Source organism: Geobacillus sp. CX412 (genome assembly GCF_027942335.1).
GTDB lineage: Bacteria > Bacillota > Bacilli > Bacillales > Anoxybacillaceae > Parageobacillus_B > Parageobacillus_B toebii.
This window is the reverse complement of sequence record NZ_CP103461.1, coordinates 35,053-57,953: the sequence shown is the minus strand read 5'-3', so window position 1 is coordinate 57,953 and position 22,901 is coordinate 35,053. Positions and strand designations below refer to the sequence as shown.

General features: G+C 43.2%; 18 protein-coding genes and 2 pseudogenes. 2 read left to right on the top strand and 18 right to left on the bottom strand.

Annotated features, from left to right (window positions below; genetic code table 11):
* The 6 genes from NXM86_RS00280 to NXM86_RS00255 form a co-directional block, all read right to left on the bottom strand.
* Entirely contained in the window at nt 1-633 is a 633-nt protein-coding gene (locus tag NXM86_RS00280) for a response regulator transcription factor (RefSeq protein ID WP_081189689.1), read from the bottom strand.
* Nucleotides 630-1,667, bottom strand: a complete 1,038-nt coding sequence (locus NXM86_RS00275) for a sensor histidine kinase (protein WP_081189690.1) — start codon at nt 1,665-1,667, stop codon at nt 630-632. Before NXM86_RS00275 ends, NXM86_RS00280 begins: the two co-directional genes overlap by 4 nt.
* Entirely contained in the window at nt 1,664-2,392 is a 729-nt protein-coding gene (gene liaF, locus NXM86_RS00270; protein WP_081189691.1) for a cell wall-active antibiotics response protein LiaF, read from the bottom strand. The genes NXM86_RS00275 and liaF overlap by 4 nt, the downstream gene beginning before the upstream one ends.
* A 103-nt stretch (nt 2,393-2,495) precedes the next feature.
* Nucleotides 2,496-3,125, bottom strand: a complete 630-nt coding sequence (locus NXM86_RS00265; RefSeq protein ID WP_081189692.1) for a PspA/IM30 family protein — start codon at nt 3,123-3,125, stop codon at nt 2,496-2,498.
* 15 nt (nt 3,126-3,140) lie between these two features.
* Entirely contained in the window at nt 3,141-3,491 is a 351-nt protein-coding gene (locus NXM86_RS00260; protein ID WP_498958406.1) for a lmo0954 family membrane protein, read from the bottom strand.
* A 187-nt stretch (nt 3,492-3,678) separates the two neighbouring features.
* Nucleotides 3,679-5,061, bottom strand: a complete 1,383-nt coding sequence (locus tag NXM86_RS00255) for a DUF8451 domain-containing protein (RefSeq protein WP_498958405.1) — start codon at nt 5,059-5,061, stop codon at nt 3,679-3,681.
* Between the two features lie 216 nt (nt 5,062-5,277).
* Here NXM86_RS00255 and NXM86_RS00250 point away from each other — a divergent pair, with 216 nt between their 5' ends.
* Both NXM86_RS00250 and manA read left to right on the top strand, forming a co-directional pair.
* Nucleotides 5,278-6,801, top strand: coding sequence for an FAD-dependent oxidoreductase (locus tag NXM86_RS00250; protein WP_498958976.1), 1,524 nt, complete (start codon nt 5,278-5,280; stop codon nt 6,799-6,801).
* A gap of 160 nt (nt 6,802-6,961) precedes the next feature.
* The gene (manA, locus tag NXM86_RS00245) at nt 6,962-7,936 is read left to right on the top strand and encodes a mannose-6-phosphate isomerase, class I (RefSeq protein ID WP_498958403.1); all 975 of its coding nucleotides are present in this window, start codon (nt 6,962-6,964) and stop codon (nt 7,934-7,936) included.
* Nucleotides 7,937-7,970: 34 nt separating this feature from the next.
* On the opposite strand, the pseudogene NXM86_RS00240 reads toward manA, so the two are convergent.
* From NXM86_RS00240 to walK, 12 genes and pseudogenes are all read right to left on the bottom strand, one after another.
* Nucleotides 7,971-9,433 (bottom strand): annotated as a pseudogene (locus NXM86_RS00240) (alanine/glycine:cation symporter family protein).
* Nucleotides 9,434-9,537: 104 nt separating this feature from the next.
* Nucleotides 9,538-10,679, bottom strand: a pseudogene (locus NXM86_RS00235) (glycerate kinase).
* 30 nt (nt 10,680-10,709) lie between these two features.
* Nucleotides 10,710-11,966 carry a GntP family permease gene (locus NXM86_RS00230; protein WP_097353971.1) on the bottom strand — a complete coding sequence of 419 codons (1,257 nt, stop codon included), beginning with the start codon at nt 11,964-11,966 and terminating at the stop codon, nt 10,710-10,712.
* A 346-nt stretch (nt 11,967-12,312) separates the two neighbouring features.
* Nucleotides 12,313-13,974, bottom strand: a complete 1,662-nt coding sequence (locus NXM86_RS00225; protein WP_498958402.1) for an IS1634 family transposase — start codon at nt 13,972-13,974, stop codon at nt 12,313-12,315.
* Between the two features lie 240 nt (nt 13,975-14,214).
* Entirely contained in the window at nt 14,215-15,333 is a 1,119-nt protein-coding gene (gene desB / locus NXM86_RS00220) for a Delta(10) desaturase DesB (protein ID WP_498958401.1), read from the bottom strand.
* A 649-nt stretch (nt 15,334-15,982) separates the two neighbouring features.
* Entirely contained in the window at nt 15,983-16,414 is a 432-nt protein-coding gene (gene rlmH / locus NXM86_RS00215) for a 23S rRNA (pseudouridine(1915)-N(3))-methyltransferase RlmH (RefSeq protein ID WP_373467264.1), read from the bottom strand.
* A gap of 132 nt (nt 16,415-16,546) precedes the next feature.
* Nucleotides 16,547-16,702 (bottom strand): CxxH/CxxC protein, encoded by a 156-nt coding sequence (locus tag NXM86_RS00210; RefSeq protein WP_328268560.1) that lies wholly within the window; start codon nt 16,700-16,702, stop codon nt 16,547-16,549.
* A gap of 76 nt (nt 16,703-16,778) precedes the next feature.
* Nucleotides 16,779-17,993, bottom strand: a complete 1,215-nt coding sequence (locus NXM86_RS00205) for a S1C family serine protease (protein ID WP_081189417.1) — start codon at nt 17,991-17,993, stop codon at nt 16,779-16,781.
* Nucleotides 17,994-18,154: 161 nt separating this feature from the next.
* Nucleotides 18,155-18,949 carry an exodeoxyribonuclease YycJ gene (locus NXM86_RS00200; protein ID WP_015865401.1) on the bottom strand — a complete coding sequence of 265 codons (795 nt, stop codon included), beginning with the start codon at nt 18,947-18,949 and terminating at the stop codon, nt 18,155-18,157.
* Between the two features lie 5 nt (nt 18,950-18,954).
* Nucleotides 18,955-19,737 (bottom strand): two-component system regulatory protein YycI, encoded by a 783-nt coding sequence (locus NXM86_RS00195; RefSeq protein ID WP_081189416.1) that lies wholly within the window; start codon nt 19,735-19,737, stop codon nt 18,955-18,957.
* The gene (locus NXM86_RS00190; RefSeq protein ID WP_081189415.1) at nt 19,724-21,073 is read right to left on the bottom strand and encodes a YycH family regulatory protein; all 1,350 of its coding nucleotides are present in this window, start codon (nt 21,071-21,073) and stop codon (nt 19,724-19,726) included. The genes NXM86_RS00195 and NXM86_RS00190 overlap by 14 nt, the downstream gene beginning before the upstream one ends.
* Complete coding sequence (gene walK, locus NXM86_RS00185) at nt 21,066-22,892, bottom strand: cell wall metabolism sensor histidine kinase WalK (protein WP_062754528.1); 1,827 nt, start codon at nt 22,890-22,892, stop codon at nt 21,066-21,068. Before walK ends, NXM86_RS00190 begins: the two co-directional genes overlap by 8 nt.
* Nucleotides 22,893-22,901 lie beyond the last annotated feature (9 nt).

Genomic DNA, 22,901 nt, shown 5'->3' with positions numbered 1-22,901 from the left:
CTATTTGACTAGAGAATGTTTAAACGCGTAAATGACCGCTTGTGTCCGATCTTGTACTCCTAATTTGCTTAATATGTTGCTGACGTGGACTTTAACCGTTTTTACGGCAATAAACAATTCATCAGCGATTTCTTGATTCGTTTTTCCTTGCGCCATTAATAAAAGCACTTCCATCTCCCGGTTCGTCAATTCTTCGTGAGGAAGGAGTTCTTTCTTTTGTTTCATTTTTGTCATTACTTTATTCGTCACTTCCGGTTCTAACACCGATTGGCCGTAAAACGTCGCACGGATCGCGTTGGCGATTTCGTTCGCTTTCGACGTCTTTAGCATATAGCTCGTTGCTCCAGCTTCCAAAGCCGGATACACTTTTTCATCATCTAAAAAGCTCGTTACAACGATAATTTTTGCTTCCGGCCATTGGGCGATAATCTGCTTTGTCGCTTCAATTCCGTCCATCTCCGGCATCACTAAATCCATTAAAATAATATCTGGCCGCAGCTCTAGCGCCAGCTCTACAGCTCGTTTGCCGCTATCGGCTTCTCCCACCACTTCCATATCCGGCTGCGACGCCAAAAACGCAGAAACGCCGATTCTCACCATTTCATGATCATCGGCCAATAAGACACGGATCACAATGTCCCCTCCTCTATGATCGGTACTTTCACCTCTAACCGTGTTCCTTGATTCGGCACACTGACGATTTGCAGCGTCCCGCCGATCTCCAGCGCGCGCTCATGCATATTTTGCAAGCCGTACGATCCTGCTTTCACTTGATCAACATCGAAACCGACACCATCATCCGATACACGCAAAATGACAAGTTGGTCTCGTTTTACCAACAATACTTCCAATTTTGTCGCCTTTGCATGACGAAGCGTATTGGAAATGGACTCTTGCAAGATGCGAAATAAATGGTCTTCTACTCCCTTATCAAGCGGAATGTCTTCCACTTTCCACTCAATGTGCAACGGCACTTTTTGCTTTAGTTCCATCAATAACTCTTGAATTCCTTCTTTTAGCGATTTGCCTTTGAGGGCTATCGGGCGAAGGTGAAGCAATAACGCCCGCATTTCTAATTGCGATTGGTGAATCATTTCCTCAATTAAACGAAACTGTTTTTCTTCGCGCTCATCGGAAAACGTCTTTGTTTCATTGATGGCGGAAATAAGCATCGAGGCGGCAAACAGCTGCTGGCTGACCGAATCATGAAGCTCGCGTGCAAGCCGATGCCGTTCTTGGGAAATGATCTCTTGAATCCGCTTTTCTTGCTCTTCCGCCTTTTCATTGGCGAGCCGCTGCGACAATTTCACTTGTTCCGTCATCTGCTTTTGAATTTTTTGAATGTGCGCTACCACCGACGCCACTTCTTTCAGCTTTGAAGGCTCTATAGAGGAAACAGGCTGGCCATGTTCGAGCTGGCGCAGCGAATCCACCACCGTTCGCCACTGTTTTTGCCAAAAAAATCCGAACACAGTGCCAAACGCTGTTCCTGCGGCAGCACTAACCCCCGCCATAAATAAAAGAAACGGAACACCCATTATTTCTTTTTCCCATAATAAAGACCATTTTGGTAATGGATACGTGATAAATATGAGCACCGCCGTAACGATGAAAACGAACAACGAAAAGCCAATTCCCATGACAATATAACGCTGCATTGTATTCATACATGCTTCACCTCGATTGTTCCGATGATCATCGAGGTGATTATTTTGACCTTTTGCTCCGCTTCCTCATATCCTTTTGTTTGAAAACAAATGGTTTCGTTCCACAAATTCGCTTCCTTTCGCTCAAAAACGATAGCGGAGCCATAGATCACTGAATGGTGCAGGAGCACTTCCACCTCATATGGCACAAGAATTTGTACGTTTCCGATCAAATGGCGGATGACAATGACGGCTTCTCCTTTCGGAAGCACCGTATAACTTAAATCAATCACCACATCGGAAATCCCGCCTTGAATGTTAATATCTTCCCATTCATAAACATGTTCAGGTGTTTTTTGACTGCTAAAGAAGCTGTTTTTCCAACGCGGTTTTCGCTCAAGGAGGGAGGATTCCTCATGCTTTCGCTCGGTCATGATTGGCTGTATCTGCACAGGAGCTTTTTTCGATTGCATGTACTGCCAAATGATATACACCAAAATAAAAAACAATGAAATGCGAAATGTCACCATGCTAGCTAGCGAAATAATGAAACTAATGAGTCCAAACCAAAACAGAACAACACCTGACAGCTTCGGCATCCGCTTTCGCCCTATATACATACAGCCAATCGCGAAGAGCAGGAAGAAAACACTTCCATGTTGAAACAATAGCAACTCTGCCAAAAAGAGAACGATGGCGATCATGACAAGCCAAGCGGCGTGATCTGTTTTTTGCTGACGAAGCATCTCGTCTCCTCCCTCCTTTATTACGATTGCCGCATCTCCATTATACAGCTAGTGAAAAAAGGGCGCTAATATATATACGCCCTTTTGGAATTCCACGGTTTCGTTATGAAATTGAATTTAGCTTTTTCTCCAATTGCGCGATGCGTGCGTCAATCGTGCTTGCATAGTAATTGGCTTTGACGTTTTGTTCCAGGCGTTCTAAGTATTGTTCCGTTTCGTTAAAACGAGAATAAGCGGTATCGTTCCATCCTGCTTGCAGCACTTTATCCATTCGATAATGCGCGCGGGCGGCATTCTCCCGACCCATGAGCTGCATGCGGCGAATGTACATATCTTTTAATTTATGTTTCATTTCTTCATATTTTCTTTCCAGCTGTTCTAACTCGTTTGTTGCTTCTTGAAGCAACTCTTGTATTCGCGATGCTCTTTCTTCATATTTTGTCTGTTCCGAAACGGCGAATTCATATAGTTCATTTTCCCCCGCCTGGGAAGCGATTTGCGCTTGGTACTTCCGCTTATCCGCAAGCTCTTTCGCCTGATTGTATTCACGCATAAGTTCTGTCTTCAATAGGTGTTGCCGCTCAAGCAGATGACGAACCTTTTCTACTTCCTTTTCGCATTGGCGTAAATATTCATTTAATAAGGCAATTGGATTTTGCTTTTCTTTTTGATCGATCATCTCATGCAAATCAGCCATGATGATATTTTTGATTCTCGTTAATAAATCAGCCATCACACTTTTCCCCCTTTAAAAGCTTCGTTCTAACTCTGCCCACTGCTTTTCAAAATGAGCAAACGGGTCATCGATTTCTTTCGGTTTCATCTGTTTTGTTTCATTCCATTTCTTATAAACTACATACAACACATACGCCGCGGCAACCGCAATAAGCGCGGGCGCATTCGAAGTGGAGGCAACGAAAGCGATGATTCCGATCGCGATCCAAAACAGTTTTTTCATCGTTGTTTCCGCTTTCATCCATCGTTTCCAAGCGTAATACAAAATGACAAGGCTCACTGCCAAAACAGCGAGAGAACCAAGGTTGGCAAAAAGCGTAACCGCCGCAATCGCACCGATGATAAACAATCCGATTTTTTTCACTTTTTTCTCCCTCCTTTCTGTCTCCATCCTACCAACCGTTTCATATTTCAATAATGAGCCGAGGCGTTATTTTTCTCTAAGACCTGAGTCGTATTTTCTAATCAACATCTGTTATCGCACCATTTATCACACATCGCAAAAGACTCCGATATGACATAAAAAAGAAGGCTGCCTAACGGGCGCCTTCCTATTCGGTCGCTTTCATATACGCTTGTTTCGGATGGTTCGGCTGATCTGGATATTTTAAACGAATTTTTCCTTCCTCTATCAGTTTTCCTAAATAGTTATTCCTTAGTCCATCTGGCGTTCTTTCCAATAGTGCTGCTAGTTCCTTTAACATCAGCGGTCTTTGCTCGCAAAGCTGCAAAATAATATTTTCCATCACACTTGGAGGCAATCGTTTTTTCTTTCTCGCTAACTCCGCAATGTTCCATAGTTTTTCATCGATTTCACTCTTTTCTTTGTACGGATCAGATGAAGATAGTTCATTATTTATGGAGTTAAGACGTTTATTTATGGAGTTAGGTTCGTTATTCACGGAGTTTTCTTCTTTATTTACGGAGTCAACACCGTTATTTATGGAGTTCAACGGATTATTAACGGAGTTGTCTTGTTTATTTACGGAGTTTTCTTCGCTATTTATAGAGCTGTCTTCGTTATTTACGGAGTTTTGCTGCTTATTTATGGAGTTCAGGTCTTCTTCCGTTAACGTAAGATCCATTTCACTATCATCATGCTGTTCTATATCTTGATATATATCTGTTTCATATGATGCAGCTGTTTCATCTGGAAAATCGAACGGATATAATATCACGACAGTTCGTTCTGGATTCGAATGTTGAATAAATTCAGGCTGCTTGTATTGTGGGTTGCTCCATGTTGTAACAATATGCTTTAACCCGAAACCAGCCCGCTTGCAAAGACCGATCAAAATAAACATTTTAAACAAATTCGGATTGCGAAGATTGCTCATATGACCGGAAAGAGCAGAATCAATCGGAATGCGAAATAATCCTGGATTGGCAAAGCGAAACACACCGTTTTCTTTTTCTACAATAATGCCGCCTTCTCCTAAATAATCCGCATGAACAATCGCGTTTACAAGCGCCTCGTGCAGCGCAATTTGCATGGAGCGATCCATATCATTATTTTTAAGCTGTGAGATCACTTTAAAATAAAAATCGTATAAGTTGCCAGACCATGTACCATCTTGAGAGGTGAATCGCTTTGTCCAATCGTTCGTTACTATACCGTTCAAACTTTCCCGATATTCGAGAAAATATTGCGGTAAAACTTCTGTAATAATCCGTTCCTCACTAAACATCAATAACCCTGCTAATGTAACTCCTTCTTTGCTGCTATCTCGCAATTTTCCCCATGCACCGATCTTGTATAAAAATTCTTTCGTCTCCAACCCATTCCATGGATGGTTTGGCTTGACAGCTGCAAACTTTTCCCGATAACTTTTAACCGATTCGAAATTTAATTCATTCAATCCGTAATGTTCCAAAATGGAACTATCATGCCAAACAGTTGAATTCCCATCATAAAAACTTGAATATTTATTCACTTCCGATCTTCCTTTAATTATTATTTTATAAAAATATTTACTTCCTTCTTTATTCTTATTGTATCATCTTTCGTTTTCGTTGCGTGTAGTTGCCAAAAAAAGAAGAAAGAAGATGCCCAACACGTTTATTGCATGTTGGAAAATAGATGGATAGTTTTTCTAAAAGTGAGCAAAACTAATATAAATTAAAACACAGTAAGGGGGCTTTTGTTACATATGCTATCTCTTCCTTCATCACTAGAGCCGTATTGGCGGACATCTGTCGAGCTTCCATCGTTTCCGAAACTAGAAGAAGATATTCGCACCGATGTCGCCATTATCGGCGGAGGAATTTCTGGTATCACGACCGCTTATTTGCTCGCTAAACAGGGAGTGCGCGTCACTTTATTAGAAGCGGATCGTCTTCTGAACGGAACGACAGGGCATACGACCGCGAAAATTACTGCTCAGCATGATATCATTTATGATGAATTAATCAACCACCTTGGACAGGAAAAGGCGAAACTGTACTACGAAGCATGTACGGAAGCACTGCGTTTTATTCGAAGTACAATCGAACAAGAAGCGATTGACTGCGATTTTATTGAGCAAGATGCATATATATACACCAATTCCTCCTCATCGTTAACAAAATTAATAAACGAATGGAAGGCGTATGAAAAGCTTGGCATTGACGGAGCGTTTGTTGAATCGATTCCTCTTCCGATCCCTGTGAAAGCTGCGGTAGTGATGAAAAATCAAGCGCAATTTCACCCGCTGAAATACTTAATGAAACTAGTCGATGCTGTTGTCGAGGCAGGTGGAAAAATCTACGAATACACGCCCGCCGCCGATATCGAGCAAGGAGCGGCGCTTGCCGTCGTCACCCGCGACAAAAAACGGGTTACGTGTAAACATGTCATCATTTGTTCCCATTTTCCGTTTTATGACGGCGGCTTTTATTTTTCACGCATGTACGCAGAGCGCTCTTACGTATTGGCAGCCAAAATAGCGGAGCAATACCCAGGCGGCATGTATTTGAGCGCTGATAACCCGAAGCGGTCCATCCGCTACACAACGATGAACGGGGAAAACTTGATTTTAATCGGAGGCGAAAACCACAAGACAGGACAGGGCGTCCCGACGATGCGACATTACGAGGCACTGCAAAGCTTTGCCTCTCAGCTATTTACCGTCACTGACATCCCATACCGTTGGTCGGCGCAAGATTTAACGACACTTGATAAAGTTCCTTACATTGGAAACATGACCGCAGGCACGCCGAACATCTATGTCGCGACAGGATACCGAAAATGGGGGATGACCAACGGGACAATCGCGGGGCTATTGCTCAGCGACTTAGTTATGGGACGCAACAACCGCTACCATGACTTATATACGCCGTCGCGCTTTTATGCCGATCCGAGCGTCAAACATTTTCTCACGCAAAACCTTGATGTCGCCAAACACCTCATCGAAGGAAAAGTGGAGGTGGTCGTCCGCAATCCGGAAGACTTGGCAAACGGCGAAGGCGCAGTTGTTGTCGTGAACGGGAAACGTGCCGGTGCGTATAAGGACGAAAACGGGACATTGTTCATCGTTGACACGACATGCACCCACATGGGATGTGAACTGGAATGGAACAGCGGCGACCGCACATGGGACTGTCCTTGCCACGGCTCGCGATTCTCCATTCACGGCGATGTCGTCGAAGGACCGGCGAAATATCCTTTAAACAAAATAGAAGACGATCCATCATAACAAAGGGCTGCTCGATAAGGCGGCCCTTTGTTGCATCTGCAAACTATATCATTATGCTAATAGAATGCACTTACATTTGTGCTCTTCGTGATCAGTGCAAAGCTCCTTTCTTTTTTGTATAATCATATCAGGCACATTGTATATAAAAGGGGTGATTTCCGTGCAAATCGAACCAATTTTTCTCACTCCTATTTTTCAAGAGCGAATTTGGGGCGGCACGAAATTGGCGGACGAATTCGGCTATTCCATCCCGTCAGCACACACAGGGGAATGCTGGGCAGTTTCCGCACATCCAAACGGACAAACCGTGATTAAAAACGGGCCGTTTCAAGGAATGACGCTTGGACAATTATGGGAAGAGCGACGCGACTTATTCGGCCACTTTCCATCAGACCGTTTTCCTTTGTTGACGAAAATTTTAGATGCCAACGCTGATTTATCAGTGCAAGTGCATCCTGATGACGCATACGCACAAAAACATGAAAATGGCGAATTTGGAAAAACAGAATGTTGGTATATTATTGACTGCAAAAAAGATGCGGAACTTGTTTACGGACATCATGCGAAAACGAAAGAAGAACTGAAAGAAATGATGGAAACCGGCCAATGGGACAAGTTGCTTCGCAGAATTCCGATTAAACCTGGCGACTTTTTCTATGTCCCTAGCGGCACAATTCACGCCCTTTGCGAAGGGACGCTTGTCTTAGAAACACAACAAAGCTCTGACACAACATACCGCGTCTATGACTATGACCGTGTCGACAGCAACGGGAAAAAACGCGAACTGCATTTAGACAAAGCGTTAGACGTCATTACCGTTCCACATCGCGACGCGAATGTTCATCCGAACATCACCCAAGTTGACGATGCCACGATTACAACATTTATCGAAAGCGACTACTTTGGTGTACAAAAATGGAAGGTTAATGGAACTGTCAACTTGGACCAAACGAAACATTTTCTCATCGTTAGCGTTCTTAATGGAGAAGGCAAGCTAGTGTCGGAAGGCGGTTCATACGATCTAAAAAAAGGGGATCATTTCATTCTTCCATATCAATTTGGGCGTTTTTCCATAAACGGAACGCTCGAAATGATTGCTTCATGGCCTCTAGTACAAAAAGGAGCTGCCTCTTAAATATGAGACAGCTCCCTTTCTTTTTACGATATAATCAATCTTCATTTACCGCTTTAGCATGGGAAGTTGGATATTCTTTTTCCCAAAAGTCCGCGCCGGTAATGCCTAGTTTCACCGGATCAAAGACTGGGTCTTTGCCAGCCTTTTTCTGTTCTTCAAAATCTTTAAGAACTTTTAATGCTGGTTTCGTTAATAAAAGAATCGCGATAATGTTGAGCCATGCCATGCTTCCGACACCGATATCGCCAAGTGCCCAAGCGAGTTTTGCCGTTTTGACGCATCCGTAAAACACTACCCCTAAAATCGCCACTTTTAACGCATATTGTGGCCAGCTAGCTTTCATTCTCCTTGTAATATACGCTAAATTTGTTTCTGCCATGTAGTAATACGCCATAATGGTCGTAAACGCAAAGAAAAATAGAGCAATCGCAACAAACGGGGCACCGAATCCTGGGAATACCGTTTCAACTGCTTTCTGCGTAAAAATAGGTCCCGGCTCTACATCGCCAAGTTTTTGCACAATCGGCGCCTTTCCTTCCGGTGTCACGTTATACATGCCGGTAATTAAAATCATAAATGCAGTTGCCGAACAAACAAACCATGTATCGACATAGACTGAAAATGCTTGAACTAAGCCTTGTTTCGCCGGATGCGACACCTCTGCGGCAGCGGCTGCATGCGGTGCAGTTCCTTGTCCCGCTTCATTGGAATAAATTCCCCGTTTGACTCCCCACGAAATTGCGGCACCAAGAATTCCTCCAAACGCCGCATCCATACCAAAGGCGCTTCGGAAAATTAAGCTGAGTACATGAGGGAGTTCGGTAATATTCGCAAATACGATAAATAAAGCCACTATAATGTATCCTAACGCCATAAATGGAACAATCAATTCGGCCGCACGGGCAATCCGCTTCACACCCCCGAAAATAATGGCGCCTAAAAGAACGGCAATTCCGATTCCTGTAATCGTCGGACTGATGCCAAACGCGTTTTCCATTCCCGCGGCAATGCTGTTGGCTTGCACACCCGGCAACAGCACCCCGGTCGCCAACACCGTAACAATAGCAAACAATCCGCATACCATTTCATTTTTAGCCCTTTTTCAATATAGTAGGCTGGTCCGCCGCGAAACTGACCGTCCTGCTTCGTTTTATACACCTGCGCGAGCGCTGCTTCCACAAAAGCGGAACCTGCCCCTACGAAAGCAATGAGCCACATCCAAAATACGGCACCAGGACCTCCATATGCAATAGCAGTCGCGACACCTGCTATGTTTCCTGTCCCGACCCGTCCGGACAACGCGAGCGATAAAGCCTGGAAAGAAGAAATTCCTGCTTCAGAGCTCTTGCCTTGAAACATTTGTTTAATCATTTCTTTCATATGCCTCACTTGCAAAAAGCGAGTGAGCAACGAATAGAAAAGACCGGTTGCCAAACAAAGATAGACTAAATATTGGCTCCAAATAATGCTGTTTAACCAATCCACAAATTGTTCCATATTCATCCCCCTGTATTTACTATAATAATATATTTATTATAAAATATTTTAAATTTTCTTTTAATAGTAAAAATTAAAAAAGGTTCTGAGATAAAGAACCTTTTTTACTTCATATTTCTTCCAATTTTGCAAACCGCTGCAATGTTCCGAGCGGTTTGGGTAACATAATACCGAGCATTTGCTAATGCTTTTTCTAATGGAATAATTCCCGGGACAATGCTATAAAGCGCATCAATTCCATAGCTTCGCACGACATCGCTGTCATCGGATACAGAGCCGGCAATGGCAATGACCGGAATATTGTATCGTTTTGCCGCTTTTGCTACGCCGATCGGCGTTTTTCCAAAAATCGTTTGCCTATCGATTCGTCCTTCCCCCGTAATCACTAGCGATGCACCTTGAATTCGTTCATGAAAATTCACCGTTTCTAACACAATCTCCACTCCGCGCTTCAGCTTCGCCTCGAGAAAGGCAAGCAATCCAGCGCCAAGTCCTCCAGCCGCCCCGGCACCAGGAATATCTTTTACTTGCTTTCCTAACACTCGTTCAATGACATCCGCATAGTGCTTTAAATTGTTATCCAGTGTCGCGACCATTTCGGGCGTCGCTCCTTTTTGTGGGCCGAAAATCGCCGAGGCGCCTTTTGGACCTGTCAACGGATTGTCAACATCGCACGCAACTTCAATTTTTACACATTTTAACCGTTGATCGAGTCCTGACAAATCAATGTCGGCAAGCTCGGATAAGCTCCCGCCCCCAGGTCCGATTTCCTTTCCATGCCGGTCTAAAAGACGCCCGCCAAGCGCCTGAATCATGCCAGCCCCGCCATCGTTTGTCGCGCTTCCACCGATGCCGATAATAATATGCTCGGCTCCTTCGTCTAGCGCGGCGAGAATCAATTCCCCTGTCCCTCTCGTTGTCGTCACAAGCGGATTTCTCTTTCACTCGGAACAAGGTGCAATCCAGAGGCGGCCGCCATTTCAATGACTGCTGTTTTTCCATCCCCAAGCATGCCAAAAAAGGCTTGGACACGATCCCCAAGCGGTCCTGTCACTTCCGTTTTCACAATTCGCCCGCCTGTCGCATCGACCAATGATTGAACCGTCCCTTCTCCGCCGTCTGCCATCGGAATTTTCACGTATTCCGCTTCAGGAAATATATCGCGGAACCCTTTTTCAATCGCGTTCGCCACCTCAAGCGCGGATAAGCTTTCTTTAAACGAATCTGGCGCAATAATCACTTTCATCCTCTTTCCTCCTCATTGTGATTATGAAAATCATTGGAAGACTCCGAAAATCAGCATCGATACGACAGCCAGTGTCAAGCCGATGAGTGACTCATACGGAATTAGTTTCAGCCGTTCTTTGACCTCCATATGGACACTGCCCGCTGTCGCGTGAAAGAAGCTTCCGTGAGGCAAATGATCCAATACGGTCGCCCCGGCATGAACCATCGCTGCCCCGGCTAATGCGGAAATACCTAGACTCATCATCGTTTCACCAAATACACTGCTGGCAACAGCTGTTCCCGCCGTCGTGGAAGCAGTCGCCCCAGACATCAAAATCCCGGAAATCGGCGCTAGCACGTATGCTGGTAACCCGAAATGATCCAAACCGTTAATGATAACATCTTTTAGCGAGGAATTGGCAACAATGCCCGCTAATGTCCCTGTTCCGACTAACATGATGGCAACGTCAGACATTTTGGATAACCCGGATATGGCATAATCATTCAACTTCTTCCCTTTTTTCATCGCCAACGCACCAACGATACCGCCAACCGGAAGGGCGATCATTGGGTCAATCGCAATATCAAACAACGGCCGCAATGCAAGCAATACTATCGCGACAAGCGGAGCAATAATAGCCGCAAAGAACGAAGGAGTTTGTCCGCTGCTTTTTCTTTCCTGCACGTCATAAATAAGCGTTCCTTTTTGCGCAAGTTTTCTGGCGATGATATACGTAACAGCGAGCCCGAATATTGCTGGAACGGCTCCAGCTGCCATTAATGATGTCAGCGGAATATGGAATGCATCCGCAGCAGCGATGGCGTTTGGGTTCGGTGACATAATGTTCCCCGCCTTCCCGCCGCCAATCATCGCCAGCAAAATCGCCGTTTTTGATAAGTTGGCGCGGCTTGCGATCGCTAACGCAATCGGCGCAACGGTAATGACTGCGACATCCACAAACACGCCGATCGCAGTCAGCAGCGCTGTCGCCACTGAAAGCGCAAGCAAAGCCCGCGTTTCCCCAAGCTTTCGAACGATCGTTTCAGCGATCGCTGCCGCTGCCCCCGATTCCATTAAAACCCCGGCTAACACTCCTGCCGCCAAAATGCGCAATACCGCAGGAACCATTTCTTTTGCTCCATCCATCATCACCGTGACCGTATCTGTCACGTTTCCCCCGCCAATGATTCCGCCGACAAAAGCACCAGCAATCATCCCGTAGGCGGGGGAAACTTTCCGTAAAATCAACACAATGGCAACAACCAGTGCTACGATGGCTCCTGCGGCGCTTACTTGAATATCCATAACAGATTCCCCTTTCATACAAACAACGCCCTCATGAACATGACCAATTTTCTCTTTATCTCCAAAACCAATAATGATACCTTCTCATTCCATCACATCTATATTTCTCCCTAAAATCTTCATCATCCGATTAACGATAACCCCTTTGTAAATGGATACAACACATCTCCTTCCTTCTTCAACATTTTCACAATAATCGCTTCAATTTTCTTTTTTATCTCACATTTCGCACCCTAACAAGGTCAAAACAAAGGATTTTTTATTTAGTTTTTCAGAATAACTTTTTGACCAACACGACAAGCGATGGCAATCCTTTTTTTACCATCGCTAGTCGTTCCATATGACGTTACACGTAAATGCTCTCATCCATTCCCAATCCTTGCAGAATCCTTCGCTGCTCGTAGGTGAGCGGTTTTCCTAGCGCGCGTTGGATGCGTCCATCCGGCAGCTTGAGGAGGACGACTTTCACATACTCAAACAACTGAAAAATCGCTTGCCCGGTCGGTCGGGTCAGCTTGCGGCCTCCGGCGCCCTTTAACGGGCGTTCTGGTGTGATGAACTGACGCACCCGGCGCTGAAAGACGCGGTAAATCGCCAAGGCCAAGAGAAATAAATAGCCCAACACCGCCACCCGTTCTGGCTTTTTGACGTAAATCTCGTCGGTGAAGAACGGATCTTTGAGAAAGGAGAAGTTCATTTCCACCGAGATTTGCCCTTTATACAACTTCAAGATTTCTCGAGCATCCATCGTTCGGCCTTTCCATTCCTTCGGAACGGTCGTGACGAGGACAAACCGGGACGCTTTCCGTCTTGCCTGTTCCCATGCCTGTTGGTGGAATTCGACGTCCAGGCGCAAAAGATACAGCGTCTCCACCTCGGGTTCCACCTCTTTTTTCGGCCGGCCGCGCCGTTTTTTCGGGCGCACGATCTCTTCGACCGCGGCCTTGACCCGATGAAACCGGGGGCGAAGGGACGCCTTGAGGGACGCCAAGGCTTGTTCGGCGTCTTCGCGGCAGGAGAAGGGGTGACGCTCCCAACGGGCTTGTTCCTCGCGGAGAAGCTCCGCTTCTTTGACCCGCTCTTTTTCGAGCGTTTTTCCTTTGCGCTGGTCGAGTGCGCTCGATTCGACGACGATCAGCCGAACGGGGTGGCCTTCATACGTCGAGGCCGTTTCCCATACCCGGTACGCCGCGCCGTTTTTCTCGGCCAACGAAAAGGAGTCGCTCCACGCTGGATCGGGTTGGACATCCGCTTCCGCCAGAGCAGCTTTGACGATTCGGAGCGACGATGGGCCTCTCGTGATCAAAAAGGCGTTGGCGGCTTTCGTCTGCGCCAGAGTGTCTTTCGTCATGGCGGCGGAATCGGCCACGTAAATCCATTCGTCTTCAATCTTGGCTTGTTTGAGCTGTTCGTGGACACGGGACAGCACCTCTGGATTCCACGTTTTGTCCGGCAGGTTGCCGTCGTGCACATCGCCGTAAAACGGGATGCCATCCTCGTTGCCGATCAGCCCGAAACCGATCTGTTTTTGCCAACGATGATGGCGGTTGTAGCCATGCGTGATCCGCAGGGCCTCTGACGAGACCGATTCATACGCGCCGTAAACGGTCTTGTCCGTCGTATCGGCGTGGAAGGCCTGGAGAGGAAGGCCTTCTTTCCGATAAATGTGAATCAAGCAAGTGCTGATCACCTTGTGAATATCCGCCTCATACAGGCGGTCGAGATGACGAGCCAACGCATCATCATTGAACCAAGAAGGCTTCAGCCCCGGCCGGATCAGCTTCGACAAATCGATCTCATGCGCCCATCGCTCCAAATGGACGAGTGCTTGTCGTCCGCTCAAGATATCCAGAAGGATCAGCTTGACCGCATCGCTGGTTCGGGTTTGGCATTGGGGATCCACCGGAACCAGCCGATCGATGAGCTGGGGAAGGTCAAGATCTTGGAAAAGGGCACTTATTATATTCAAATAGGAACTGTCATAAATCTCACAAATTTGAACATCCATGGTGGACAAACTCCTTTGCATTCCTTGTGTGTCAAGGATTCATTCCACATCGATGCAAAAAAATCCTCCCGATTTTCGTTGGAAGGGTGCGAAATGTGAGTTTTATCATAATGATTGTAAAAATAAGAAAAAGGAGTGTCAAATATGGTTCAAACGAAACGATGGATGACAGGCGTCATGAACAAGACAACATCAAGTAAAAAGGATTCTCATCACTCTCATGATGAAGAATCCTTTTTGTTACTTTTTCTCTTTTCCCACTGCTTTTTTTATGATTATCGGTTTCTCTTCCAAGCTGGAAAACGGCATTGCCTCCATGTTTCGATAAGTAATATTTTCAGGATCCAACCCGTTGCCTAACGAACCGTAAACATGTCCTTGCCGCGGCTCGATCAGCTCGTTTTGCTGATAATATACTCTCGGTGTTTTCCAAAGCGCGGCTAACGCTTTTCCCATTGGCAATTCGTGATACCGATCCGGCCACATTCGTTTAATGTGCTCCTTCACTAACGGGTAATATTTCGAGCTCATCGCTGGAAACAGATGATGTTCGGTATGATACGAGAAGTTAAAGTGAAGCACATCTATCCACTTTGGCACCGTTACGGTAAGGCTGTTTGCCAGCGGATCATTTACCGGCACTAACGGATTTAAACGATGGTTCGTGGAAATATAGCTCATTACAATAAAATTAGCAATCAGCAAAGGCAGCAAAAAGGCAAAAAACCAACGCTCAAATCCAATGAAAAACAACAGCCCAATCCATGTGGACCATGGCAGGAAAAACTGAAGCAGCACCACACTGCGATTTTTCGGCTGAAAATCTTTGAAGAAATAGATTAACATCTTGATAGAATGAAGCGTAAACATAACAGACAATGAACTAAAAGCGAAAAACGCACGAATTGGAAACGGAATTTTGTATACCCAGCGCAATAGACGGCTTTTGGCTAACCTTTCTAAACTAGGCCATGCATCCGGATCCATTTCTTCATCTTGTGTGTGTACATGATGAGTCACATTGTGCCATTTTCGCCACAGCTTCGGACCTGTGCATAGCGGCCAAAATGCGATTGCGCCAAGAATATCACGCAGCCACGGCTTTCGTACGACCGTGCCGTGCAAAATTTCATGTCCTAAAAACCCCAATGCCGCAAAGCTGGAACCTAACACAACAGCCAGGAGGAGATTCCATACCGGATGAAGATGCAAGAGAGAAACAGCGAGGATGCAGCCGATGGTTAACGACAAATAAGCGAAACCTCCAAATAGGCGGGACGGAACAGGTTGAAACGCCTTTTTCGGCAAATGTGGAGAAATCCTGGCGGCATACCAACCGAACGTATGAAACTCTTTCATTGAATAGCTCCTTTCAAATCCACCTTCGATTGACAAGCAACCGCTCGTAATCTCACCTTTCGGGTCATCGCATCGATTCAATGCTTAAAATCAATGAAGGGTATTATATTTCATAACCATATACGTGGATATCAAATCAGACAATTACATATCCATCATTCATTATTGGTTATTTAAAACTCATGCTAACACTTTTTAGCTTGTCCTGTCAATAAATTATTATGTAGTTCTATGACTTAGTATTAAACTACATAATATTAATTACATTGCATATCATAAAATTAATTTACTCTTCCACTTATCAGTTATTCAATAAATAATATATAAAGCAATGACAAAATCACTAAGTCTTTTTACCTGCTAAATTATCTATCAAATAAGATTATTTTAAATTGCTTATGATATACTTCTTCCTTCGGTTTGTATTTCTTTCAAACAGGCGGTGCTGTATCAATGGAAAAATAATGATTGCCCTTTTTCGTCTACATAGTAGGTCAAGATTATTGTCTTCCCATTAATGTTCTACACGAAAATGGATAACAAAGAAGCAGGATCATATTAAGGGTAAACTTAAAGCCGTGACTTTTTTGATCACGGCTTCTATCTTTATTGACAGTATAAAGACGTAAGGCGCCTTCCTTTCATAAATTTATTTATGATACGGCTCCCCCCGGTTAATCCGAAACGCACGGTAAATTTGTTCAAGGAGAATGAGACGCATCAGCTGGTGCGGGAACGTCATTTTGGAAAACGATAACGCTTCATCGGCGCGCTGCATCACTTGTTTGCTTAAGCCGAGCGAACCGCCGATGATAAAGGCGATTTTGCTTTTTCCGTAAGTGGCAAGTTTGTCTAGGCTGGCGGCAAATTGCTCGGACGATTTCATCTTTCCTTCGATCGCTAAGGCAATCACATACGCGTCATTGGGAATTTTCGCCAAAATGCGTTCCCCTTCCCGCTGTTTAATTTGCTCCATTTCTTGTTCACTTAAATGTTCTGGCGCTTTTTCATCAGGAACTTCAGTGATATCAACTTTCGCATAACTGGATAATCGTTTTTTATATTCGTCAATCCCTTGCATCAAATATTTTTCTTTTAACTTACCAACAGAAATAATGTGAATATGCACAACTCATCCCCACTTTACAAACAAAATATCCACAACATTTATCCACATATACACAGTATATATCCACATATTGTGTAAAAAACATTAGTTCCCCACTATATATGCGGCTTTATTCGTACAAAAATCGCATGATTTCTCTGACTTATCCACAGAAACAAACGAAATATTCGGCGCTTGTTCCATTTTATCCACATACATGTCGATGGCTAAATCGATATGTTCTTCACAGCAGAAAAACATGTTCTCATCTCCTTTTATCCACATGTGGAAAAAGAATAAGGAGCGAATATAGCGCTCCTTGTTTTTTTATTTATGGTTAAAACGATTCTTTCTCTAATTTTATCGTCACTGTATGTTTTTTTCCGTCTCGATAAAATGTTACTTTCATTGTATCGCCAATCGATTTCTTTGTGTACAAATATTTTCTTAAATCTAACACATCACGAATTTTGTGATCATCTAATGCTACGATCACATCAAATTGCTTTAATCCCGCTTGCGCTGCTGGAGACATTGGCACTACTTGAATGACAGCCACACCTTCTGTCACATCTTTTGGCAAGTGCAAGGTTGCTTGCAAATGATAAGAAGAAATATCGCTTAAGGAGCGAAGTTCTACCCCCATATATGGGCGGCGTACTTGTCCGTATTTTTCTAAATCTGAAATTACCGGAATCGCTGTATTGATTGGGATGGCAAATCCAATTCCCTCCACTGCTTCTTGGGCAATTTTCATGGAGTTAATGCCAATAACTTGCCCTTGAATATTGACAAGGGCGCCACCGCTATTGCCCGGGTTAATGGCAGCATCCGTTTGCAATACTTCTGCATTCCAATCCGGAGTACCATCTTGGTCTAAGTCAACTTCTACGGTTCGATTCGTTCCTGATATAATTCCTTGCGTAACAGAGCCAGCAAATTGCAACCCAAGCGGATTGCCGATCGCAATGACTGGTTCTCCCGGTTTGACTGTATCTGAATTGCCAAACTCAGCTACTTTTTTGACATGCTTCGCATCAATTTCCAATACTGCTAAGTCCATTAACACATCGCTTCCCAACAGCTTCGCTGGAACTCTTGTTCCATCTTTTAAGCTTACTTCTAATTCACTGGCGTTTTCGACAACATGATGGTTCGTCACAATAAATGCTTTCCCATTTTCTTTTTTATAGATGACGCCTGAACCAGTTCCCGCTTCTCCGCCCTGCGACCAAAAGTTCGCTTCTTGAATGTTTACAATGCCAACAACCGCATCGGATACTTTATCAATCGCTTTTGTTACTTGGCTTGACACGTCGACAGAAACTTGTTGCCGTATAGCAGGTTCTTTTGCTGTTTCTTCATTTTGTACCTGTTCACTCTCTCTCGGTGTAACTTGATAAGGAAGCACATTCCATTTTGAAAGAGCTGGGACAGAAATTACTACTAATAACCCTCCTAAAACAGCGCCAACTAACGCGGAAAAAAACCAGCGGCCACGGTTTCCCTTTTGTTTTTGCTGGTATTCGTAGTGATCATCGTAATATCCCATGCGCATCAACCCTTTCAGCAACGATCATTGTTCAAAAAGAAAGCATATCTATTCCCATTATACTCTTTTAAAGAATAGAAAATCCATTTATCAACACATAGACGTGCTGATGAACCAACACTCATGACAAACATATTTACCTATTTTTGACGAAATGGCGATTATACATACACAAGTTTCGTTGCTATTTTCGGGTCAGTATCATATAAATCAAACTGATCTCCGATTGCCAATCCTCTGTTTGCCAACGTTTGCGCCACCGTCATCCGAGCCAATTCCTTTATATTATTATCCTGACTTAGATGCGCTAAATAAATTCGTTTTGTGCGGTCTCCGATCACATCGGCTAACGCTAGCCCCGCCTCTTCATTAGAAACATGGCCAACATCGCTTAAAATGCGGCGCTTGACGTTCCACGGATACTTTCCCATTCGCAGCATTTCCACATCATGATTGCTTTCAAAAATAAATACATCGGCATTTTTGATCGTCCCTTTCATCCGATCGCTAACATAGCCTGTATCCGTAATTAACGCAAGTTTTTTTCCTTCATGATAAAATACGTAAAACATCGGCTCTGCCGCATCGTGTGATACACCGAACGACTCTACATCAAGATCGCCAAAAGAACGCACTTTACCTAATGGAAAAATAAACTTTTGCTCGGTGGGAATATCGCCAATTAACCCTTCCATTGCCTTCCATGTTTTTTCATTCGCATAAATAGGCAGTTTATACTTTCGGGCAATGACGCCTAATCCTTTAATATGATCGCTATGCTCATGTGTCACTAAAATCGCCGTTAAGTCACGCAAATCGCGATCAATTTGCTCGAATAATTGTTCTAATTGCTTTCCGCTTAATCCCGCATCGACAAGCAGCCTCTGTTGTCCTGTTTCTATATAAAATGCATTTCCTGTACTGCCGCTTGCTAAAACGCTAAACTGCATCGCCATTTTTCTCACTCCAAAATTTTTCCTTCATCATTAATGATTTGTCCTTCGAATGCATTAATAAAATAGTCTTCTTTTCCATTAATGACGATATGCCACGTCGGCGTTAATACTTGAGAAGTGGTAAACTGAACCAGGCCGTAATATCCTAGTTCAACCGATGTGACGCGGTCCCCGGGTTGTAAATACCCTTTTTTGTATAACGTTTCAATTGCCTTAATAGCTGGGACGATATCTTGTTTTCTCTCATATTTTTGTAAATCATCTAACATCGTTTGTTCATACGATACCGCTTCGCTTTTTTCATTTAAATGTATCAATAGTTTACTGCTTTCATTATTGTAAATTATTTTTCCATCATACGTTTGGTAGCAAACGACGGTATTTGACTTTTCGTCAAATGTCCAAAACGTATACTTTTTTCCATTGATAATATGCCGCTGTAAAAATTCTTTCAATCGATATGGATCTTTGAAATTTAACGATATCGGATGAATAAATGTCCCTTTCAAAGCGGTTCCATCGTTTACCGTCACCTTTTGGCCAGGCAATTTTTTTATTTCTTCATCGGTAAACTTTTTGCTTTTCCCGCTGACATAAGTGGCTTTCGTTATTTCTTTTGGAAGCTCTACATAAGTGATGCCGTTTGCCTCCAATTGTTCTTCAATCGTTGTTTCCAAAATGACATCTAATTGGCTGCTATTTCGCTTTTCCATAAATTGATATCCTAAAAAACAATCGAGGATGAGGAACGTAATAATAAAAATCGTTTTTGTTTTACTCCAATCCACTTACGTTCCCTCCTCTCTTTTTGCTGTCTTGTTCTTTTTCTTGGTCATCTAAAGGTATCTTCTTCCACGTCTGACCGTATAAACAAAACCATGATGGTTCTAAAATAATCACTTTTTCTCGTTCCGGATCTTTTATCAGCTCATATCCTACCACAATATCTTTTACTAATTCTTTTTTAAATCCCTCCATCATTTCTATTTTTTTAATCACTTCATGACCGGATAATAACGTCCTTGGCACATTCACACGGTCGGCAACTTCTAAACGAAATAGAGGACGCTGATATTTTACAAGATCGCTGCTTCCCCATATTTGTACTATTTCAGACATGCCATATTCGTTAAATACAGGGTGGTTGTTGACTATTAGGCGAAATACGACGGTCCGTTCGTCCTCATTCCATCTAGCAAAGCGATACATATCGGTCCAGCCGCCATGCTCATTGACAAAGTCAATGCTCTTTTGAATTAAATGATCGTTTTTTTGATTCTCGCTACCGTTCAATGTCCGCGCTGCTGGGTTTACATATAACAACATTCGCTGTAAAAAATCAACATCCATTAATCGCGATCCATCGGTATATTCCTCGCCAAATGTAATTAAATCTTTTTTCACAAAACTAGGATCGCTAAACAGCGCCTCTTTAAATTTATCAGAGTCAAGCTCGTCCGTATAATATTGAAGACGATTCATTGTGACCTCTTTTTCAGGCAAAAAAATTTGCTTTGTTTCATTAATTACATAAGGAAAATAACGAGGGTATTTATCTAATTCCATTGCTAGTTTGTTAATTTCAGAAAGTGATACGTCCGTTGCAATTGCTTTATATACCCTGCGTTTTTCCGTAGAAATAAAATAAATAGAAAGCTCGTCCTTGTTCGCTAATGGAATGATTATACGGTCAAAACTAATATGTTTTATTCCTTTGTCTTCAATTTGAAAAATGGAACGATAAACATCAATAGGGATGCTATCGGGATAAACGAGTTCTAGTCTCTCTTTTTCGTGTAAAAACGATAAAAATTTTCCTTTTGGAATCGTATCGGAAATGTTTTCAAAATCATCAATGGACCATTTTTTGATTTCTTTTAAAATCTGATTTGCTTCTTCTTCTTGTACAATTCCATAATGAGCATTATTTTTATGAAACAACAGCTGTGAAGGTTGAACAATCATCGCTGGATCTACTTGGGTGTTGCTGACGGAAACGTTCTGAACGTACTCATCATTTTGCAAAACATCGTATTTTGGGTGGTATGTCCATAATACAAACGTCAGCACAATACTCACTAATACTAAAAACGTCAACACGACTGTTTTTGCTGCTTCATACATCGTCCCAGTCATCCTTTTGATCTCTTTCCAACGGTAAAGTAAAGAAAATCGTTGTTCCTTTATGCTCCTTACTTTCCGCCCAAATGGTTCCTCCATGAGCGATCACCACTTCTTTCGCAATTGCTAATCCTAACCCTGTACCGCCGAGTTTGCGTGATCTTGCCTTATCGACACGATAAAACCGTTCGAACACTTTCGCGAGATCCGCCTTAGGAATACCGACTCCTTCATCGCTGACACTCACAATAATTTCATCGGCAAGCTCTCTAACGCGAAACGTAATTTTTCCGCCTTGTGGAGAATATTTGATGGCGTTGGAAATAATATTATCTAATACTTGCGTAATTTTATCTTTATCGATTTCAATAAAAATCGCTTCTTTTGGGATTTTTCGCACAAACGTAATGTTTTCGCTTTTTGTCAATTCAAAACGGTCAATCACTTTATGAAAGTACTCCGAAAAATTTACCCATGATTTATTTAGCTTATAATCTTTACTGTCCAGTTTAGAAAGCTGTAATAAGTCATTGACTAAGCGAATCATTCGTTCTGTTTCTGTTTGCACTACTTCGATAAACCGAGGAGCGATTGCTTTATCTTGCCAAGCTCCTTCCGCTAATGCTTCCAAATAACTTTTCATCGTCGTTAACGGAGTGCGAAGCTCATGTGAAACATTGGCAACAAATTCTCTACGTTCGCGGTCAATTTTTTCTTGTTCCGTAATATCATGCAATACGACAATTAATCCGTTAATAAGTCCTGATTCTTTTTGAATCACAGAAAGCGATGCACGCAAAATATATAGCTCTTCATCCGTACTAAAATCTAAAATGAGCGAATCCCGCTCCTCCAACAGTGTTTCAAACGTATATTGGTCACCAATTCCAAGTACATCGATAATGGAACTCGACAGTACTGTTTCACGTGAAACATTCAAAATGTTTAAGGCGGCATCATTAATGAGTATAATTCTGCCGCGGCGGTCTGTGGCAATCACTCCATCTGTCATATGTGTTAATACGGATTCAAGCTTGCGCCGTTCCCCTTCTGTTGTCGCTTGTGCTTCTTGCAGCTTTTTCGTTAAATTGTTAAACGTCATTGCTAATTGTCCGATTTCATCATAACCGTAAATTTTTACTTTGCGGGAGAAATCTCCCTTTGTCATCGCTAACGCTTGTTTTCGCATATCTGAAATCGGACGAGTAATCGTGCGTGACAAAAGAACCCCGAGTACCGCAGTAATAAAGAGAGCTATTCCGGTTCCTGTTGCTAAAATTGTATTAATTTGTTTCATTTGCGAGAATACGTTCTCCATCGAAGCAATGATGTAAATAACTCCCTTTATTTCTCCACTCGATTTAATTGGAGTAGAAGAAATATACATACGGTGTCCTTTCTGATCTATGAACATTTGATCGACGATTTCCCCAGTCACAAGCGATCGCTTCACATAAATTTCCGTTGTCCGCTTTCCAACGATATTTTGCATATATGGATTCGATGTAGCTAACACTTTGCCTTTATGATCGATGACACGGACTTCAGAAATGTCATCGGAAACAAAATCATTGAGAAGGGAGCGGATATCTTCTTCTAACATCGGACTTTTCGAATCCCTTTCTTTATTCATCGCTTGTTCCACATTATACGCTAATAGCGTCACCCGTTCATTCAGGGAATTTTTAAAACTTTGCACTAACTCCGTTTCTAGCTTTCTAACAAAATAAACACCGATAATTTGCATCGCTATGAGAATAAGCAAAACGTATATAACGGCAAACTTGAAATGAATCGAACGAAATGGACCTACTTTTTTCATTTGCTTTCG

Bases quoted from the DNA above. Each gene is read 5' to 3' on its own strand.
- NXM86_RS00275 (WP_081189690.1), bottom strand. From the start codon at position 1,667: ATGAATACAATGCAGCGTTATATTGTCATGGGAATTGGCTTTTCGTTG.
- liaF (WP_081189691.1), bottom strand. From the start codon at position 2,392: ATGCTTCGTCAGCAAAAAACAGATCACGCCGCTTGGCTTGTCATGATC.
- NXM86_RS00265 (WP_081189692.1), bottom strand. From the start codon at position 3,125: ATGGCTGATTTATTAACGAGAATCAAAAATATCATCATGGCTGATTTG.
- NXM86_RS00250 (WP_498958976.1), top strand. From the start codon at position 5,278: ATGCTATCTCTTCCTTCATCACTAGAGCCGTATTGGCGGACATCTGTC.
- NXM86_RS00230 (WP_097353971.1), bottom strand. From the start codon at position 11,966: ATGGATATTCAAGTAAGCGCCGCAGGAGCCATCGTAGCACTGGTTGTT.
- NXM86_RS00225 (WP_498958402.1), bottom strand. From the start codon at position 13,974: ATGGATGTTCAAATTTGTGAGATTTATGACAGTTCCTATTTGAATATA.
- desB (WP_498958401.1), bottom strand. From the start codon at position 15,333: ATGAAAGAGTTTCATACGTTCGGTTGGTATGCCGCCAGGATTTCTCCA.
- rlmH (WP_373467264.1), bottom strand. From the start codon at position 16,414: ATGCAAGGGATTGACGAATATAAAAAACGATTATCCAGTTATGCGAAA.
- NXM86_RS00210 (WP_328268560.1), bottom strand. From the start codon at position 16,702: ATGTTTTTCTGCTGTGAAGAACATATCGATTTAGCCATCGACATGTAT.
- NXM86_RS00205 (WP_081189417.1), bottom strand. From the start codon at position 17,993: ATGGGATATTACGATGATCACTACGAATACCAGCAAAAACAAAAGGGA.
- NXM86_RS00200 (WP_015865401.1), bottom strand. From the start codon at position 18,949: ATGGCGATGCAGTTTAGCGTTTTAGCAAGCGGCAGTACAGGAAATGCA.
- NXM86_RS00190 (WP_081189415.1), bottom strand. From the start codon at position 21,073: ATGTATGAAGCAGCAAAAACAGTCGTGTTGACGTTTTTAGTATTAGTG.
- walK (WP_062754528.1), bottom strand. From the start codon at position 22,892: ATGAAAAAAGTAGGTCCATTTCGTTCGATTCATTTCAAGTTTGCCGTT.